Origin of the sequence: Methanothermobacter wolfeii, assembly GCF_025397995.1 — an archaeon.
In the GTDB taxonomy this organism is placed as follows: Archaea; Methanobacteriota; Methanobacteria; order Methanobacteriales; family Methanothermobacteraceae; genus Methanothermobacter; species Methanothermobacter wolfei.
Genome location: NZ_CP104550.1, coordinates 1504819 through 1520852, shown reverse-complemented (window position 1 = coordinate 1520852; position 16034 = coordinate 1504819). Strand labels below are relative to the sequence as shown.

Here is a 16034-nt window from a genome sequence, read left to right as displayed (position 1 = left end):
GTGAGGCTTTAACATGAAGAAGTACATCACAGTTCTTTTCATGGTACTTGCTGTTGCTGTATCCGGATGCACATCAACAACCACCGATACCGGGAACAGTACAAAAACCTTTTCACAGAATAACATATCATTTGAATACCCCTTAAACTGGGTAGCTGCCAATTCACTGGCCAATGACACAGTAGCAGCCGTTGCAGATCCCTCCTCGGTTGATGACAGGGGCCTTGCACAGGTATCGGTTGTCATACAGGTCAGGGAACTTAAGGGGAACCTCTATGATATGTACAGGGAGAACTATGATACCCTCTTCAGCAACTCAAGCTACCGGAGGGTGTCGGAGAGCAACACAACCATCAACGGATACGGGGCAGTTGAAAACATCTACCTGGAAACCGGGAACGGCACCTATAAGAAGAGAAGGGCCATATGGATACAGAGGGACAGGAACGTCTATGTCATACTCTGCACGGCACCTGCAGATAGGTTTGACTCTGAAAAGAAGAACTTTGACCTCATCATCAGCACTTTAAGGTTCCTCTGATCAGACAACTCCATTATTTTTTATATTGAAGACAGGGCCCCGACAAAAGGGTGTAATATCCACATCCCATCCCAGTAACATTCGCGGTATCCTGCTAGCCCCATGGGATGGTACCTGGATCCGCACCGTTAAAGCAAAACTATAAATTTATATCTGTCAAAGATATTATTAAATTATAGGGGTCACTGTACTGATAACTGAACAGGCTCTTTTTATTTTATCTCCAGAGGTTTAGAGGCTTTTCTGGGTTTTAAACCTGGTAGAATGTGACCTTATTCATGATAATTAGGGTTAACCAGTAAAGAAAAGGAGGAATAAATAATGGTACTGCCAATATGCGATGTCTGTCTTAAAAGCGGAATTTTATGTCAGGGCTGTGAAAATAAACTTAAAACAGGGGAGGTAACCCAGACCGAAGTGGACATTGCAAAGGTTCTATACAGGATCGGAGAGGGAAAGCTCGGATTCAAGAAGGCCATAGACCTTGACGGAATTGTTATAATCATCACAGAACCCGGAGAGGTTGGTAAACTCATAGGAAAAGGCGGTAAGATAGTTAGGGCAATATCAAGGGAGATAGGAAAGAAGGTGAGGGTGGTCGGTGAAAACGCTGACCTCAAATCAGTGGCAGAGGACGTCCTTGCACCCGCCAGGATCTCAGGCATAAACATAGTTTTCGGCAAGGACGGTGTGGAGCGCTTCAAGATAAGGGTCATGAAGGAGGACGCCCGCCGCGTGCCAGGAAACCTTGAAACCCTCAATGAGATAATTGAAATGCTCACCGGCGAGAAGACCGTGGTTGTTATTGATGATAGATAGGGAATGGTAAAATGCGTGTTGTGCTCTGCGTTACCGGCAGCGTGGCTGCAGTTGAAGCCGTTAAACTCGCCCGTGAACTCAGGAGGAAGGGGGCTGAGGTCAAATGCTTCATGAGCGAGGACGCCTGCAGGATAATACACCCATATGCCATGGAATTTGCAACAGGAAGCCCCCCGGTACTGGAACTCACAGGGGAAATAGAGCACGTTAAATACTCCGATGCGGACCTGATCCTGGTGGCGCCTGCAACAGCAAACATAATAGGTAAACTGGCATATAAACTTGCAGACAACCCCATATCATCACTCCTTCTAACAGCAGCCGGCAGGGGCACAGCCATTCTCATGGTGCCCTCAATGCATGAGGCCATGTACGAGGCCGCCGCTGAGAACATAAGGAAACTTAAGGAGGAGGGAGTCGCCTTCCTCGAGCCCCGAATGGATGAGGGGAAGGCTAAATTCCCTGATATTGACACCATAACCCTTGAGGCACTGAGACAGGCCTCTGAAGGTAAAATGCGGGGTTTAAGGGTCCTTGTAAGCCTTGGCGGCACCTTGGAACCCATAGACCCTGTGAGGGTCATAACAAACAGGAGCTCCGGGAGGATGGGCCTTGCGGTTGCAAGGGAGGCCTACATACAGGGTGCTGACGTCACCCTGGTGGCAGGCACGGTCTCGGTTGATATACCGTCACAGCTCCGCACCGTCAGGGCTGAAACAGCCCATGAAATGGCCGAGGCAGTGGCTGAACTCATAGGAGAACATGATGTATTCGTCTCAGCAGCAGCGGTCTCTGACTTCAGACCGGTTTACAGTGAAGAGAAGATCTCATCGGACTCGGAGATTACACTGAGGCTCAAACCAAACCCCAAGATAATCAGGATGGCCCGTGAAACCAATCCTGAAGCGTTTATAGTTGGCTTCAAGGCAGAACACGGCGTTTCTGAGGAGGAACTTATAGCGGCTGCAAGGAAGCAGATTGAGGATTCTGTTGCTGACATGGTTGTTGCAAATGATGTCTCGGTGGAGGGCTTTGGCTCCGAGAACAACAGGGCAATCATAGTCTCTGAAGGGGTAACTGAACTCCCCACCATGAAGAAGGAGGAGCTTGCAGGGTTAATCATCGGGGAGATAATGAAGAGACTCGGCCTGGAGGTTTAGGCGGTTCTGGCACAGATGGTATGGGCTTTATTCATTTTCCCTGAGTCCAGGGTCGCTGCTGGAGAATTACTTTTTTTTACTTAATGAATAATAGGGCTGCTCTATGCAGAAGGAGACTCACTTTTTTTAAATCATAAATGAAAAATAGGTTTTCATCCAGGTTATCGCCCATTTATAAGCAATAACCTGGAGGTGAAATTATGGCCTTCAGCTGGGGTTATAATTATGTAACTAATCCAATATATACCTTTATTATTAAAAATTTTCTATTATTGTATATTTTTATTTGCAATGCGAGTATACATACCATCCATGCCCACCAAGAAAACACACCCAACAAAAGAAGAACTTCTCCAAGACCCTCTCCTACAAGAATTCATATTTTCCAGGAACATAAAAGAAAAAACTATAGAGACATACATTGCAGCAATACAACACTACTCACAAGTCACAGGAAAAACAATCACAGAATTAATAGAAGAAGCGGAAAAAGAGGAAGATTCAGGGGTTAAAAGAAGAAAACGCAAGATCAGACAATATTTCCTAAAATACATTCAACACCTACAAGACCAGGGGGTCAAAGGATCAACTATCAGATTATACATCTCCAAAATCAAAGCACTATACAATGAATATGAGATTGACCCCCCAAAGATCACATACAAAATTCGACCTGAAAATAAATCCATGGATGATCTTATAAATCTCCATGAGATCAAAAATGTCCTGGACAACACCCATCCACGGGAAAAAGCCATGATCCTCCTGCACCTCACCAGTGGGATGGGATCCGCGGAACTTCGAAGACTCAATGTTGTTGATTATAATAAGGCCATAGGTTTCAATGTCCTCGGAGAGGATTATGAGGATGCCAGAAAACGCATACAAGATGAAGAGATTGTTGGAGTTTGGAAGGTAAATAGAGTAAAGACAGGAATGCCATATGTTACTTTCAGCACTCCTGAGGCTAATATAAAAATCCTTGACTATCTAAGGTACCGTCGATTAAATGGAGGACCTTTAAAAGAGACTCAGCCTCTATTTTCAACTCAAAATGGAGATAGACTCAAACCGATCACTTATGCTAACATTTTCAATCGTCTTAATGACAGATTCTATCTTGGAAGGGATGCAGCGGGTAATCGTCGTTTAACTTCCCACAAACTTAGGAAGCTTTTCACGACCATCCTTTATAAGGAGGGAATGGATAAGCTGGCAATTGATTGGCTGCTTGGTCATAAAGTGAATCCAGTCACAGAGGCGTATTTCAAAGTGAATATAGATCACCTTGAAAGAGAATACAGAAAAAGGATGCGATCTTTGACTTTTGAGAAGACTGTTACAAGACGAGTAATGGCCCCTGAGGTTCGTGAGATTGTGAAAGAACTGGAAGAGAAGGAGAATGAGATTAAAGAATTGCGTGAGTCTCAGGAGAAGTTAAGAGAGTGGGTGAGGAAGACTGAGAAGTTGTATAATCTTATATCGTCTCATCCGGAGATACTGGAAAAACTTGAAAGATAATGCTTTAGTTTTCTGATGCTCTCCTTCACTATTCTTATTAATTTTATATTTATTATCATTAGTTAAGCCTCAGGATGGGGGGTATATTCTTGACGCCCACCAAGAAAATACAAGACCCCCTCCTGAGGCGGTGCATCCCAGGGGGATACAATGTATAGTAGAATTCATGCTGTATATATAGGTGCCCCCCTAACTGTTTTGGAGTTGATCAGACATTGAGTTGTGGGGGGCTTTTGATCATGGATTACATTTCAAGGTGTTCTAAGTATTCTTTGTTGTGTTTTATGAAAAGATCGATGGCTTCCTCCCAGGCGGAGGTCATTGGGCTTTTCTCATATTTGAGCATCGCTATTACTTTGAAGAGTTTGAACTTTCTTGAGTTTATGTATATGCTTGTATGTATTTTTTCATTTTCTTTCATGTTTTATTCTCGGTGTGCATATCTTATATATTTATCCTCTCAAATAACAACATACCAAAATAACAATATACCAAAAAAAATATATACTAAGAGATAGAATATACTACTAAAGGAAAAGGAGTTGATCAGACATGAAACCAATCCTCTCAAAAAAAGAGAAAGCCTGGAGAAAATACCAGGCACTAAAAAAAGAAGGACGAGAAGAAGAAGCAAGAAAGGCCTGGGAAGAATACGATGAACTCAACAGAGTCATCGTGAAAATCATGAACAGAAAACCCCCACTCGAGGAGATGGTCCACGACCAGATCCTCGGCATCCGCAACAAGAGAAACGCGAGAATCACTCCCGAGGCCATCCGCGCCCTCGAAAGATACCTCTCCAGTCTGGCCTGGAACATCCTTGAAAGCGCCGGGCAGACAGCACACATACAAGACTTCACAAGGGACCTCGGGGAAACACAGAATGACATCACCATAGACGAAGAACACATTTACCTCGGCTATCTTGACATTCTCTCATACACGGATGAGGAATCAGTGGAAGAGTACAACAGAATCCGGGAAATACTCATGGAGGGGGAGTAAATGATGCCATTAACCAAAAAGGAACTTTACAACAGACTCCTTCTAGCAAGAGACATTGACGATATACACAAGTACCGGAAGACTGTGGATGATGTGCTGAAATGGCTAAAACTAGACCTTGAGAAGGGGGATGAATGGTGATGTCCGATCTGAACATGAGGGCTGTGATCCTCATCCTCCTAATACTCCTCTTTTTTATTTTCATGGGACTTATGAAGACACTTGAAGTTGCACCATACCACACACTTGGATGTTAGGGGTTGATGATATGGAAAAAACTCTTAAAGGGGGTGTGAATATTGAATGACCTGCTACTGGAATTAGAGAATGATAAAGGATGGGAAGACCTGAACGAATCAGCAATGTTCTGGAACCCCATGGAGGGAGAAAGTATACGTGGCATCTGCAAAGGCATCAAGGAGATACACACAAAACTCGGCAGCCTAAAAGTCATGACCCTCCAAACAGCAGACGGGGAATACTACGTGAAAGGCCACAAGGCCCTGGAGAAATACTTTGACAGGATACAGGAAGGATGGGGTGTCTGGATCACATACAATGGAAAGGCAAAGTCACAGAATGGTACGGAATACCACAGTTACACAGTGAAGGTGAAAAGACTCAATCAAACCACACAGTTAGGAGTTCTCCATGAGAATGACTTCCAGGACAAAAGCATCCAGGCACTTATCATGTTAACCCGCGCCGACAAAGGGACGACAACACTAAAGAATGTGCTGGAAAAGCTTGATGAAGTCTATGGTGAGGGTGGTGTCACAGAATCAGAGTACCTCAAAATCAAGGAAGAACTAGGGGTGAACTAATGGATAGAGTCAGGACCAGCATAATGCTCCCTGAAGGAGTGTACACTTACCTGAAAGACATTGTGATAACAGCACAGAACGAAGGAGTGAAACTATCCATGAATGAAATCATCAATGACGCCATCCTCTATTACTTGGACTATGTGAACATCGAGAGAGAATACCTTGAGAGGAGGATGCGCTGATGGCAGGAGAACACCTACGGAGGCTGCGGAAGGCGCAGAACATCCAAGTCGAACCTCTACCTGGGGATGATGCATTACTACCATTCATCACCCGGTCAGAGAATGGGGAATACCTTGTCACAGTACTGGATAACATGATACGATGCGAATGCCCTGATTACCAGTACCGTCATGGCGATGAGGGTTCATATATCTGCAAACATTGCTGGGCAGTCCTGCAGCACATACTCAACGAATCATATGAAGAATACGGTGACCATGAATGCATGCGCACATTCAAAGTGCCTGCTTGGCTTGCTGAAGAAAAAGGACTCAGCAGAGAAAGAGTGACAGGAACAATAGAACATGAAACACCCAAGGCCATACTGCTAAGAACACCCAAAGGGGAGTCTTACTGGCTCCCCAAAAGCCAGATCCATGAAGAAAGGATCCCCGCTGATCAAACCACCCTGGGGGTGAAAGGATGAGAGGAAACGTTGATGAGGAAGAACTCCAGAGTGCTATGGAAGCATGGAGTAAACTCATCAGATGGGCCCATAGATGGGGGGAAGAAGGATGCAGAGGAGGATCTGCGGAAGGCGAGATCTCCAGAAGGCCATAAAAGAATTACTCAGAGAATATGGGGAGTTGAGTGTGGAGGAGTTGCACAGGCTACTCCTTCACAACTATGAATTCGGAAGGAATTATGATGTAACCCGGCAGGCTGTCACAATCTACACGCGTAGGGTGGCGGCAACTACGGGTATAACAGTGAATAAGTATGGGAAACCAGTTAGGGTGTACACATTGGAGGCGTAGTAATGGATGACAAGTTTATATTGACCGAGGAAGCCTTTGAGGAAAGTAAAGAATTAGCTCTTAAGACTGTGAGGTTATTCCGTGATGAGGGGGCGCATCCATTAATTGGGTTGGAAGCGCTTCTAATCGCCTTAGAGGCCACAATTAAAGGTACAAGTATAAGGGAGTCAGAGACATTGGTGGCTGTTACAATAATGTCACTAAAGAAATTATTAGATGACGAGGGGGGCCAATAGTCTTGGAGGTTAAAGTGACTTTAAGAGTAGACGATGAACTATACAAGTTCTTCATGGAGAATGATGTTGACTTGGATAGGGTCATGCAGTTATTCATGAACCAGATGAACTACTACTTCAGGGAGACAATGAGCATCTATTCACTGATGCGACAGATTCCTGTGGGAGAAGTCCTCAGAAGGATGGCGTCAGAGTACGATGAGGATGAAAGGAAGAGTAAGGAGAAATTAAGGGAATATCATGAGAAAAATAGGCTAAAAGGGGTCTTAAACAGTGAAGCACCATGAAAACCGCGCGAATAAATGTCAGGGTTTCAAGGGTTGATAAGGAGACTATTAAGAAAAGCAGGTACACCTATGCTGATGCCATCGAATATTTTGCAAGGTTACTCAGGAAGAATAAGGGTATAATCCCAGAGTTATATCTGAAAGCACTCAGGGAAGAGTTAGATGAGATATCTGAGAGGAAGATTGAATTAGAGAAAGAATTGGAAAGATTGAATATGGAAGAGGATCGATTGAAAAGAGAGTTAGAGAGGTTTTCTGAGCCTGTTGATGAACCCATGAGGGAGGTGAGGGAAGCTGCAAGGTTTGTTATGGAGAGACTTGAGGAGAGAGAGGGTATGGTTTCCCCCAGTGAGGTTGTTAATGATCGTGGTGAGGATCTGATAGAGGTTGCTAGTAGGATCTATGGGGCTCCTGAAGAGGAGATTTTAAGGTTACTTTTAGATATGGGAGTCTCCTTATAAATTTATCTATTTGTACATACATCTTTTTCTCTTTGTACATACATTGACGAGAGTACCCCCAGCACATCATGTACATACAGCTGTACAGGGCATGTACAGTCGACTGTACAAAGCTCCCCAGGGATACCTTCGCCGATGTACATACATCTTTTTCTCTTTGTACATACATTGACGAGAGTACCCCCAGCACATCATGTACATACAGCTGTACAGGGCATGTACAGTCGACTGTACAAAGCTCCCCAGGGATACCTTCGCCGATGTACATACATCTTTTTCTCTTTGTACATACATTGACGAGAGTACCCCCAGCACATCATGTACATACAGCTGTACAGGGCATGTACAGTCGACTGTACAAAGCTCCCCAGGGATACCTTCGCCGATGTACATACATCTTTTTTTCTTTGTATATGCAATAAAAGGAGTTAGTGTGTTAAACATCAATATTAAAAGTGATGTAGTAATAGATAAAAATTAGTATATGTAATCTTCATAATATACACTATGATGAGAGACCCTACCTTAGTTGAAAATTATGTTAAATATTGTGAAATAGCTTCCCAAACTTTTAAAAACGGGGAACTAAATTTAATGCAGTTGTCATGGGTTTATCCAACAACCCTTCTCCCGGTTTTCCATTTAAAACAAGAATTCTCATTTAAATGTAGAGCGAGTCCTGAAATAAGTAAGTATTTAAAAATTATGGAGAAAGGGAAAGTTATCAAAGGAAGTACTTATCTCCCCTTTGTCCAATTAACAAATGATAAGTCTGAAGAGATTTTAGATTATTTGCATGATATGTTAGATGAAGATTATGGGGGGAAAAATGCTCTGTCATACTTACTTTGTGAATTAACTGATAACATTTATCAGCACTCTAAGTTCAATTCAAGTTATATACTAGCTCAAAAGTATCCTAAAAAAGGTTTTATGGAAATATGTTTCCTTGATGATGGTATAAGTATCCCTGGGAATTTTGAGAAACATGACTACCCATTTGAGGATGATTCAGATGCTATAACTAAAGCTATGAATGGAGTATCTACTAAAGATATTCATGAGAGAGGTTATGGTCTTAATAGTATACTTCACATTTTTAAAGATAATGGTGGGGAAATGTTAGTGGTATCCCGAAGGGGAGTTTTTTATAACTCTCAAGAGACATCCGAAAACTACCTTCTCAGGAAGCCCAATGAATTCCAAGGAACCCTAGTCAGTCTCCGAGTATATAAAACTACAATCAATATATATGATTATATATAATATATTTAGGAGAGGTTATATCATGAGATAAGTTAGGGAGGTTGGAAGTATGGAAAATAAAACTGAGAGAATAATAATAAAGAATTTTATTAATAAGACTCTAGGTTTTAGGGATTCTGCAGTTTATCTCTTTAAGGAAATAAATAAATTAGAAGTGGAAAATGTGGAATTAGATTTCAAAGGCGTGGAATTTATGAGCAGATCATTTGCTCATGAATATCTCACACAGAAATCAAGATCAACAAAAAATATCATCGAAAAGAACCAGAAGCCTTCAATAGAGAGAATGTTAGATGCTGTTGAGAATTCTTTTAATAGACCCAATAAAATTAAGGTACACCCCGTTAAGGAATCACCCCTCATTCTAATTTAAGGGGTGAAATTATGAAAATCCTTGTGGACACTAATATTTTGATTTACAGGGAAGATCAGAAAGTTCTTGGGAGGGATCTGCAAAGACTTTTAAAGCTTATAAATAAAAGGAAAGGCTTCGAAATCGTCGTTCACCCTCTTTCTATAAAGGAGCTCCACAAAGATAAGAATGAAAAACGTCGAAAAATTGTTCTCTCCAAAATTGAAACCTATACAATCATTAGAGATCCGCCAAGATTTGAAGAAGATGAAGAGTTTTGTGAGAAGTTAGGTAAAGATCTTAATAAACTTAAAGATAATGACTATGTTGATATTTCATTACTTTATTTGCTGTCAAAGGATCATGTTGACCTTTTAATAACTGAAGATCAACGCCTTTTGGGAAAAGCCGCTCTTTTCAACCTAGAAGATAGGCTCTTGAGTGTTAAAAAGGCGTTAGACATCCTAGACTTTAAACCCCCAAAAACCCCTCCTCTTATTAAGCAGACTAAAGCGAACATGTTAAATTTTGAAGATAAAATTTTTGATGGCCTGCGAAAAGAGTATCCAGATTTTGATGACTGGCTTAAGAAAATAAAGAGAGAAGGTAGGGATGTTCTATTCTATGAAAAAGACGATGGATCTTATGGGGCTTTACTAATTTATAAAGAAGAGGAGGAACCAATACCTCTAGATAATGACCAGTTACCACTAAAAAGAAGATTGAAGCTCTCAACTTTAATTGTAACAGAAACAGGGTATAAAGTAGGGGAATTCTTTATTCGTTGGTCATTGCATTATGCCTTGAAAAACAATTTCGAAGAAGTTTATTTGACTCACTACACTAAAGAAGATGACTATCTTGTTAAGTTGATATCCGAATATGGATTCGAGAAAGTAGGATCTAAAAAAAGGTATGGTAATCCCCAACCTGAGGATGTTTTTCTTAAGTCATTGATCACTGAGGGTAAACCAGTATCTACAGCAGAAATTAAAAAATGTTATCCAAAATTTTATGATGGTCCAGATGTTAAAAAATTTTTGGTCCCGATAAAAGGGGAGTACCACGATAAATTATTTATTGAGACTTATAATAGACAAACTTCATTATTAGAAACATACAGTTTTCTTGTTGAAGGCAATTCCATAAAAAAAATATATCTTTCTAACTCTAAGATAAAAAAATTGGCCCCAGGGGATATATTAATTTTTTACAAATCGAGGAAAAAAACGATTTCATGTGTCGGGGTTGTTGTGGATGTTAAGCGAGATTTTGATAATTTAGAAAATCTAAGGAATTATGTATGGAAAAGAGCAGTATTCTATGAAGAAGAAGACCTTAAAAATTTTGTGCAAGGTCAGGCAATTTCATTTATATTCATTGGCTGTTTTAACGAATTTCCGTTATCAAAAGTCGGGGAACCATACCCTCAATCAATCAAACAGATAAGCCATAAGACCTATTTAAGAATTAAGGAGGAGTGGGAAAATGAAAGTTTTACTTTCAGTTAAACCTAAATATGTAGAAAAAATAATGAGTGGCGATAAAAGATATGAGTTCCGAAAAACTATTTGGAAAAAAAAGATTAATGAAGTTTATATTTATTCAACGACCCCGGAAAAAAAAATTGTGGCTTCCTTTACTTATAATAAAGTGATAAAAGAAGACCCCCAGACTCTATGGGAATTTTATCACGAGGAATCCGGTTTGACGCAGGGGGAGTTTTTTGATTATTTTCGCGGTATTAAAAAAGGTTATGCAATACCCATCAAGGAGTTAAAACCTTTTGATCCTCCACTGGAGTTATCCTTAAACAATATAAGGCCCCCTCAAAGCTTTAGATATATATCAGAGGAACAAGTATCACATCTAATTTAATAGTCCCCATAAAAATTCATTCTACCTCTAATTTTTATAGTCTATGCTTTTTTATTTTTGTATATGGGAGTAAGTGAATCCTTAAACCGAAGATATGATATGCATAATTCTTCTAATGGTGAATGGAGACATACTCAACACTACTTCTTCCTGGAGACAATATCTGCAGACCTCAACCTCAACAGGACTGACATACAAAGAATACTCTACATAACACGGAGGGTGGGGATCAAACAATTACATAAGCGCGCATCAATGGAACAGGTCCTATTGGCCCTTGCAGTATTCATCAAGGAGGAATCAACGGGCCATCCCCTAAGGATAGACAGGTACACTATCCTTAAGGAATACAATGTTAACTATAAATTGTACACTACTGTCCTCAGGAATCTTCTCCAATATTATCGTAGCAGATCCCCTGTTGTGAGGGGATGAATTTGCAGGATTACAGGATATTCCAGGTCAAAGTATATGATAATTATAATTTGTTTTTGAGTGAGGAGGAGAAATGCCCTGAATGTGAAGGTATCCATTTTGAGTTGGATGCCGAGTATAATATTTGCTGCAGGTCATGTGGTTTGGTCCTGTCAAGTGTTTGTTGTTATGTTGGTGGAGTGAAGTTGGACTTACCCTGGGGCCTCCTACTTTAACCACCAGTTTTGCAGTATTCTCTAATAACTCTGTTGATGTTCCGACTACGTTACATACTATTATAGGAGAGAACTGAGGTGACAAAATTGGATCGTGAAGCACTAGGACTCACAGGCCTTATCATATTGGGGATGATATCCTTGTACTTCAAACAATACGAATTAGGCTCTGCATGTATTGGGGCCATCGCAGGATACATAGCCCGCCCAGGAGAAACAACATGACAAAAGAGGGACATGGATGCATACAAAAAGAGAGGATAACAAGCCTAGAGGAGAGACTGAAAAACGTTGAATACGACATCATCGACATCAAGGAGACCAATAAAATGCTAATAGACCTCCAAGCAGAAATAGCAACCCTCAAAGCCTACCACAAAATCACCATGATACTCCTAACAGCCCTGATCATTCCAATAATCATCACACTCATACGCACAATATAACCCCACCCACAAAATCACACAAACAAACACATGATCACACATGAAAGAAACACCAACCCAAAGGAAAGCATTCGAATACTACTACTCCCTTGGCGACAAAAGAAACCTGAAAAAAGTCGCTGAAAAATTCGGATACTCATATGACACAATCAGAGGATGGTCATCCAAACTCAGGTGGCGGGAGAGGATATACCAGTACGAGAAGAAACAACTCCAGGAGATAAGAAGAGCGCGTGAAGAATTATCAGAGGAGTCAAAGGAGTATTATGCTGACCTCTGGAGCAAATACCTTAAGGCTTGCAGCCTCACACTGGAGGGTTACATTGAATCCATCGAGAATGGAGGGGAAGGCCTCACTTTACAGACATCTAAGGACCTCCATAACCTTGGATTAGCAATAGCATTAGGCCTGGGGGATCCTACTGAGATACATGAACACCGTGAAAGTGGTGGTGAACTGGAGGATTTGCTGGAGGATCTTGTGTCGGCCACGAAGAACCTGAAGGATGAGGGTATGGATGAAGGCCTGGATGATGAAGAGGCTGAAGGTGAAGGTGGCTGACTGGAAAAAGAAACTGAAAGAATCAGAGAATATTCGAAGCATCCTCCAGGGCCTCTCTGACAGGGAATTGAAGCTGTTCTATTCAACGATAATATTGAACCCATATATCCCTGTGAACCCCTTCCATAAACAGATTAAGTTTTTATTGTCAGATGAACGTGAAGTCCTGTATGGTGGTGCTGCAGGTGGCGGTAAATCAGTGGCTTTACTTATGGGGGCTCTGCAGTATGTGCATTACTCTGATTACGCCGCCCTAATCCTGCGCCGAACCTATCCTGAGCTCAGCCAGGAAGGAGGCCTTATAGACATGGCAAATGACTGGCTTGGGGGGACGGATGCAGAGTGGAATGAACAGAAAAAACGGTGGACATTCCCCTCCGGCGCTGCATTGCAGTTTGGGCATATGGAACATGAAAAGGACCGCTACAGATACCAGGGGTCATCATATCATTATATCGCATTCGATGAGCTCACAGAGTTCCTGGAGTCTCAGTACAGGTTCATGTTCAGGTCATTAAGAAAAGAAGCGGATGACCCTATACCCCTACGCTTCAGAGCCACCAGTAACCCTGGAGGTATTGGGCATGAATGGGTTAAAACCCGGTTCATTACAGGTGAAAAGACATTCATCCCCTCCACTTGGAGGGAAAACCCTTATCTTAACCGGGATGAATATGAAGAGGCCCTGAATATGCTTGACCATGTCACACGTCGGCAACTAAAAGAGGGTGACTGGGATGTTAGCATCCAGGGCGGGGTTTTCAGGCGGGAATGGTTTGAGATCATAGACACACCACCCCATGACTTGGTGATGAAACTCAGGTACTGGGACCTTGCAGCAACCCCCCATGATGGTTCGAATGATCCTGATTACACGGTGGGCCTATTGATGGGTGTTGATCAGGATGACTACTACTATGTCCTTGATATTCAACGATTCAGAGGATCCCCTGGTGAGGTGAAGGCCAGGGTCTTGAGGACCGCTGAGGAGGATGGCCGGGAAGTCATCATAGCCAAGGAGGAGGAACCAGGGTCCTCTGGGAAGATTGTCACCGATTACCTGCGGAGTCTACTGCAGGGTTACACGCTCCGGGCGGACAGGGTAACTGGTGATAAGACGACACGGGCCCTGCCAGTATCCAGTTATGCTGAATCCTTTCGCATTAAGGTTTTAAGGGCCTCATGGACACAGGCATTCCTTGATGAACTTGAAGCATTCCCTTCTGAGGGCGTGCATGACGACCAGGTCGATGCCTTCAGCGGAGCATTCAATACATTGGCCATGGAGATGAGGAAGAAGAGGAAGATCTATATCTCCGGACCTCTCAGGAGGATGAGTCATGTTTAATTATCACTTATCAATCAAATCATTAGAGAAATACCGGGCAATCAAGGGGGATACGGATTCACAGGCCCTTAAGGAGGATAGATTTGAGGAGTACGTTGAACCCAAGGTCCACCCACTAGTCCTACTCTCACTATTACAGGTGAATCCTTATCATGCCAGCGCCTGCAGTATTAAGGCTAATGATATCCTCCGTACAGGCTACCTGATAGATGGTGATGATGGTGGGGTTGAGGAGTTATTGAGGGCATGTAGGCCCTCATTTGAGTTCATCCTCCTTCAGGCCCTTGAGGATTTGCAGGTCTTCAATTATTGTACATTGGAGGTTGTCAGGGATGATCAGGGTGAGCCTGTCCGGTTGGATTATATCCCCGCCCATACGGTCCGGGTGCACAGGGATGGTTCAAGGTACATGCAAACATGGGATGGGATCCATGTAACCTACTTTAAGGATTACCGGTATGAGGGGGAGGTTAACCCGGATAATGGTGAGGATCAGGATGGTGTGGGGGCTAATGAGATTATCTTTATCCATCTGCCTTCACCAATCTGCAGCTACTATGGAGTCCCCAGGTACCTCTCAGCAGCCCCCTCTATACTGGCCATGCAAAAGATTGATGAGTATAATTACGCCTTTTTTGATAATTACACGATCCCCAGCTATGTTATCACTGTGACTGGGGAGTTTGAGGATGAAATGGAATTAGGATCGGATGGTGAACCCACAGGCCGAACAGTGCTTCAGGGCCTCATTGAGGACAACTTTAAGTACTTGAAGGAGGCCCCCCATACCCCCCTTGTCTTCTCAATCCCCGGGGGAGACACGGTTGAAGTTACGTTCACCCCCCTCAACACTTCACAGAAGGAACTGAGTTTCAGGGAATATGCGGCTGAAAAGAAACATGATATCGCCGCCGCCCATATGATCGACCCTTACAGGTTGGGGATAACAGACGTGGGGCCATTGGGTGGTAATTTTGCTGAGGTGGCAAGGCGCACCTACTATGAATCTGTTGTGCGCCCCCAACAGGAGATCGTATCATCAGTCTTAACGGATTTCATACAACTCAAACTGGACCCTGGCGCCCGGTTCGTCTTCAATGAGGAGATTCTCATGGAATCAGAGTTTGTGCATAATTATGCTCTCCTGGTGCAGTGTGGTGTTCTCACCCCCTCTGAGGTTAGGGAGAAACTCTTTGGTTTGGATGGGGGCCCTGACATGTTCATGGTCCCATCTAGCATAGGCAAGTCTGCTATGAAGCGGCAGAAGAGGAACTATGAAAAGAACCAGATCAATGAGATCAAGAGGACCTATGCCAAGTACAAGCCCCGCATCCAGGAGATCATATCCTCAGAGTCCCCACTAGAGGATAAAAAGAAAAAAATCGATGAAGTTTTATCGGACTTTAGGGCGGAGGCATATGAAAACGGTAAGAAGATGCTCAGCATAGCAGGGGATATGGGGACCATGTCAGCCATCAACAGGGGCGTCTCCATGATCCCCCCCAAACCATCAAACCTAGAGGCCTATGAGGATCTCCTGGCAGCCTCTGTGGATGATATAGTGGAGCGGATACGACATTACCTTTACAAAGTCATAGGATGGAGGGAACTGTAATATTTTGTCGGCCAACCAACCCCCACAACACTTGTTTTTTCTTCAGCCAATAGAATACCCCCTGTCCGCTGCAAATCCCT

The 16034-nt window shown here is 42.8% G+C and carries 26 protein-coding genes; 25 read left to right on the top strand and 1 reads right to left on the bottom strand.

Annotated elements, in window-relative coordinates:
• Positions 1–13: 13 nt before the first annotated feature.
• The 4 genes from N5910_RS08335 (at position 14) to N5910_RS08320 (ending at position 4041) form a co-directional block, all read left to right on the top strand.
• Positions 14–541: a PsbP-related protein gene (locus N5910_RS08335; RefSeq protein ID WP_074359480.1), complete on the top strand. Its 528-nt coding sequence runs from the start codon at positions 14–16 to the stop codon at positions 539–541.
• A 321-nt stretch (positions 542–862) separates the two neighbouring features.
• On the top strand, positions 863–1360 hold the full coding sequence (locus N5910_RS08330) for a transcription elongation factor NusA (protein ID WP_074359479.1): 498 nt from the start codon (positions 863–865) through the stop codon (positions 1358–1360).
• Between the two features lie 11 nt (positions 1361–1371).
• A complete protein-coding gene (gene coaBC, locus N5910_RS08325; protein WP_074359478.1) occupies positions 1372–2520 on the top strand; it encodes a bifunctional phosphopantothenoylcysteine decarboxylase/phosphopantothenate--cysteine ligase CoaBC in 1149 nt (382 codons plus the stop codon).
• A 312-nt stretch (positions 2521–2832) separates the two neighbouring features.
• Positions 2833–4041, top strand: coding sequence for a tyrosine-type recombinase/integrase (locus N5910_RS08320; protein WP_015971171.1), 1209 nt, complete (start codon positions 2833–2835; stop codon positions 4039–4041).
• Between the two features lie 244 nt (positions 4042–4285).
• Here the strand turns inward: N5910_RS08320 and N5910_RS08315 are convergent, their stop codons facing one another.
• Positions 4286–4462, bottom strand: coding sequence for a hypothetical protein (locus N5910_RS08315; RefSeq protein ID WP_191216210.1), 177 nt, complete (start codon positions 4460–4462; stop codon positions 4286–4288).
• A gap of 131 nt (positions 4463–4593) precedes the next feature.
• On the opposite strand from N5910_RS08315, the gene N5910_RS08310 reads away from it, so the two are divergent.
• The 21 genes from N5910_RS08310 to N5910_RS08210 all read left to right on the top strand — a co-directional run bounded on the left by N5910_RS08310 (position 4594) and on the right by N5910_RS08210 (position 15954).
• The gene (locus N5910_RS08310) at positions 4594–5046 is read left to right on the top strand and encodes a hypothetical protein (protein WP_015971173.1); all 453 of its coding nucleotides are present in this window, start codon (positions 4594–4596) and stop codon (positions 5044–5046) included.
• Entirely contained in the window at positions 5047–5187 is a 141-nt protein-coding gene (locus tag N5910_RS08305; protein WP_261599559.1) for a hypothetical protein, read from the top strand.
• Positions 5181–5303 (top strand): hypothetical protein, encoded by a 123-nt coding sequence (locus tag N5910_RS08300; protein WP_261599558.1) that lies wholly within the window; start codon positions 5181–5183, stop codon positions 5301–5303. Before N5910_RS08305 ends, N5910_RS08300 begins: the two co-directional genes overlap by 7 nt.
• Before the next feature lie 42 nt (positions 5304–5345).
• Positions 5346–5870: a hypothetical protein gene (locus N5910_RS08295; RefSeq protein WP_015971174.1), complete on the top strand. Its 525-nt coding sequence runs from the start codon at positions 5346–5348 to the stop codon at positions 5868–5870.
• Positions 5870–6055 (top strand): hypothetical protein, encoded by a 186-nt coding sequence (locus N5910_RS08290; RefSeq protein ID WP_261599557.1) that lies wholly within the window; start codon positions 5870–5872, stop codon positions 6053–6055. The genes N5910_RS08295 and N5910_RS08290 overlap by 1 nt, the downstream gene beginning before the upstream one ends.
• The gene (locus N5910_RS08285; RefSeq protein ID WP_015971175.1) at positions 6055–6522 is read left to right on the top strand and encodes an SWIM zinc finger family protein; all 468 of its coding nucleotides are present in this window, start codon (positions 6055–6057) and stop codon (positions 6520–6522) included. Before N5910_RS08290 ends, N5910_RS08285 begins: the two co-directional genes overlap by 1 nt.
• Before the next feature lie 88 nt (positions 6523–6610).
• Positions 6611–6853 carry a hypothetical protein gene (locus N5910_RS08280; protein WP_261599556.1) on the top strand — a complete coding sequence of 81 codons (243 nt, stop codon included), beginning with the start codon at positions 6611–6613 and terminating at the stop codon, positions 6851–6853.
• A 2-nt stretch (positions 6854–6855) separates the two neighbouring features.
• Positions 6856–7089, top strand: a complete 234-nt coding sequence (locus N5910_RS08275) for a hypothetical protein (protein WP_261599555.1) — start codon at positions 6856–6858, stop codon at positions 7087–7089.
• A gap of 2 nt (positions 7090–7091) precedes the next feature.
• Complete coding sequence (locus N5910_RS08270) at positions 7092–7376, top strand: hypothetical protein (RefSeq protein ID WP_015971177.1); 285 nt, start codon at positions 7092–7094, stop codon at positions 7374–7376.
• Complete coding sequence (locus tag N5910_RS08265) at positions 7373–7837, top strand: hypothetical protein (RefSeq protein ID WP_015971178.1); 465 nt, start codon at positions 7373–7375, stop codon at positions 7835–7837. The genes N5910_RS08270 and N5910_RS08265 overlap by 4 nt, the downstream gene beginning before the upstream one ends.
• Before the next feature lie 510 nt (positions 7838–8347).
• A complete protein-coding gene (locus tag N5910_RS08260) occupies positions 8348–9103 on the top strand; it encodes an ATP-binding protein (protein WP_261599554.1) in 756 nt (251 codons plus the stop codon).
• Positions 9104–9152: 49 nt separating this feature from the next.
• Positions 9153–9476 carry an STAS-like domain-containing protein gene (locus N5910_RS08255; RefSeq protein ID WP_015971180.1) on the top strand — a complete coding sequence of 108 codons (324 nt, stop codon included), beginning with the start codon at positions 9153–9155 and terminating at the stop codon, positions 9474–9476.
• 11 nt (positions 9477–9487) lie between these two features.
• Positions 9488–10966 (top strand): PIN domain-containing protein, encoded by a 1479-nt coding sequence (locus N5910_RS08250; RefSeq protein WP_015971181.1) that lies wholly within the window; start codon positions 9488–9490, stop codon positions 10964–10966.
• Positions 10944–11333, top strand: a complete 390-nt coding sequence (locus N5910_RS08245) for an ASCH domain-containing protein (RefSeq protein WP_015971182.1) — start codon at positions 10944–10946, stop codon at positions 11331–11333. Before N5910_RS08250 ends, N5910_RS08245 begins: the two co-directional genes overlap by 23 nt.
• A 99-nt stretch (positions 11334–11432) precedes the next feature.
• Positions 11433–11768, top strand: coding sequence for a hypothetical protein (locus tag N5910_RS08240; protein WP_015971183.1), 336 nt, complete (start codon positions 11433–11435; stop codon positions 11766–11768).
• A 2-nt stretch (positions 11769–11770) separates the two neighbouring features.
• Entirely contained in the window at positions 11771–11983 is a 213-nt protein-coding gene (locus N5910_RS08235; protein ID WP_261599553.1) for a hypothetical protein, read from the top strand.
• An 87-nt stretch (positions 11984–12070) separates the two neighbouring features.
• Positions 12071–12208, top strand: coding sequence for a hypothetical protein (locus tag N5910_RS08230; protein WP_191216622.1), 138 nt, complete (start codon positions 12071–12073; stop codon positions 12206–12208).
• Entirely contained in the window at positions 12205–12429 is a 225-nt protein-coding gene (locus N5910_RS08225) for a hypothetical protein (protein WP_261599552.1), read from the top strand. Before N5910_RS08230 ends, N5910_RS08225 begins: the two co-directional genes overlap by 4 nt.
• Positions 12430–12469: 40 nt before the next feature.
• On the top strand, positions 12470–12991 hold the full coding sequence (locus tag N5910_RS08220; RefSeq protein ID WP_015971185.1) for a putative small terminase subunit: 522 nt from the start codon (positions 12470–12472) through the stop codon (positions 12989–12991).
• On the top strand, positions 12963–14339 hold the full coding sequence (terL, locus tag N5910_RS08215) for a phage terminase large subunit (RefSeq protein ID WP_261599551.1): 1377 nt from the start codon (positions 12963–12965) through the stop codon (positions 14337–14339). The genes N5910_RS08220 and terL overlap by 29 nt, the downstream gene beginning before the upstream one ends.
• Positions 14332–15954, top strand: a complete 1623-nt coding sequence (locus tag N5910_RS08210) for a phage portal protein (RefSeq protein ID WP_015971187.1) — start codon at positions 14332–14334, stop codon at positions 15952–15954. Before terL ends, N5910_RS08210 begins: the two co-directional genes overlap by 8 nt.
• Positions 15955–16034: the final 80 nt, after the last annotated feature.

Excerpts from the sequence above, each read along its gene's own strand:
- N5910_RS08280 (WP_261599556.1), top strand. The coding sequence starts at position 6,611 with ATGCAGAGGAGGATCTGCGGAAGGCGAGATCTCCAGAAGGCCATAAAA.
- N5910_RS08290 (WP_261599557.1), top strand. The coding sequence starts at position 5,870 with ATGGATAGAGTCAGGACCAGCATAATGCTCCCTGAAGGAGTGTACACT.
- N5910_RS08310 (WP_015971173.1), top strand. The coding sequence starts at position 4,594 with ATGAAACCAATCCTCTCAAAAAAAGAGAAAGCCTGGAGAAAATACCAG.
- N5910_RS08260 (WP_261599554.1), top strand. The coding sequence starts at position 8,348 with ATGAGAGACCCTACCTTAGTTGAAAATTATGTTAAATATTGTGAAATA.
- N5910_RS08315 (WP_191216210.1), bottom strand. The coding sequence starts at position 4,462 with ATGAAAGAAAATGAAAAAATACATACAAGCATATACATAAACTCAAGA.
- N5910_RS08275 (WP_261599555.1), top strand. The coding sequence starts at position 6,856 with ATGGATGACAAGTTTATATTGACCGAGGAAGCCTTTGAGGAAAGTAAA.
- N5910_RS08300 (WP_261599558.1), top strand. The coding sequence starts at position 5,181 with ATGGTGATGTCCGATCTGAACATGAGGGCTGTGATCCTCATCCTCCTA.
- N5910_RS08225 (WP_261599552.1), top strand. The coding sequence starts at position 12,205 with ATGACAAAAGAGGGACATGGATGCATACAAAAAGAGAGGATAACAAGC.
- coaBC (WP_074359478.1), top strand. The coding sequence starts at position 1,372 with ATGCGTGTTGTGCTCTGCGTTACCGGCAGCGTGGCTGCAGTTGAAGCC.
- N5910_RS08245 (WP_015971182.1), top strand. The coding sequence starts at position 10,944 with ATGAAAGTTTTACTTTCAGTTAAACCTAAATATGTAGAAAAAATAATG.
- N5910_RS08285 (WP_015971175.1), top strand. The coding sequence starts at position 6,055 with ATGGCAGGAGAACACCTACGGAGGCTGCGGAAGGCGCAGAACATCCAA.
- N5910_RS08265 (WP_015971178.1), top strand. The coding sequence starts at position 7,373 with ATGAAAACCGCGCGAATAAATGTCAGGGTTTCAAGGGTTGATAAGGAG.
- N5910_RS08210 (WP_015971187.1), top strand. The coding sequence starts at position 14,332 with ATGTTTAATTATCACTTATCAATCAAATCATTAGAGAAATACCGGGCA.
- N5910_RS08250 (WP_015971181.1), top strand. The coding sequence starts at position 9,488 with ATGAAAATCCTTGTGGACACTAATATTTTGATTTACAGGGAAGATCAG.
- N5910_RS08320 (WP_015971171.1), top strand. The coding sequence starts at position 2,833 with ATGCCCACCAAGAAAACACACCCAACAAAAGAAGAACTTCTCCAAGAC.
- N5910_RS08220 (WP_015971185.1), top strand. The coding sequence starts at position 12,470 with ATGAAAGAAACACCAACCCAAAGGAAAGCATTCGAATACTACTACTCC.
- N5910_RS08240 (WP_015971183.1), top strand. The coding sequence starts at position 11,433 with ATGCATAATTCTTCTAATGGTGAATGGAGACATACTCAACACTACTTC.
- terL (WP_261599551.1), top strand. The coding sequence starts at position 12,963 with ATGAAGAGGCTGAAGGTGAAGGTGGCTGACTGGAAAAAGAAACTGAAA.
- N5910_RS08255 (WP_015971180.1), top strand. The coding sequence starts at position 9,153 with ATGGAAAATAAAACTGAGAGAATAATAATAAAGAATTTTATTAATAAG.
- N5910_RS08330 (WP_074359479.1), top strand. The coding sequence starts at position 863 with ATGGTACTGCCAATATGCGATGTCTGTCTTAAAAGCGGAATTTTATGT.
- N5910_RS08335 (WP_074359480.1), top strand. The coding sequence starts at position 14 with ATGAAGAAGTACATCACAGTTCTTTTCATGGTACTTGCTGTTGCTGTA.
- N5910_RS08305 (WP_261599559.1), top strand. The coding sequence starts at position 5,047 with ATGATGCCATTAACCAAAAAGGAACTTTACAACAGACTCCTTCTAGCA.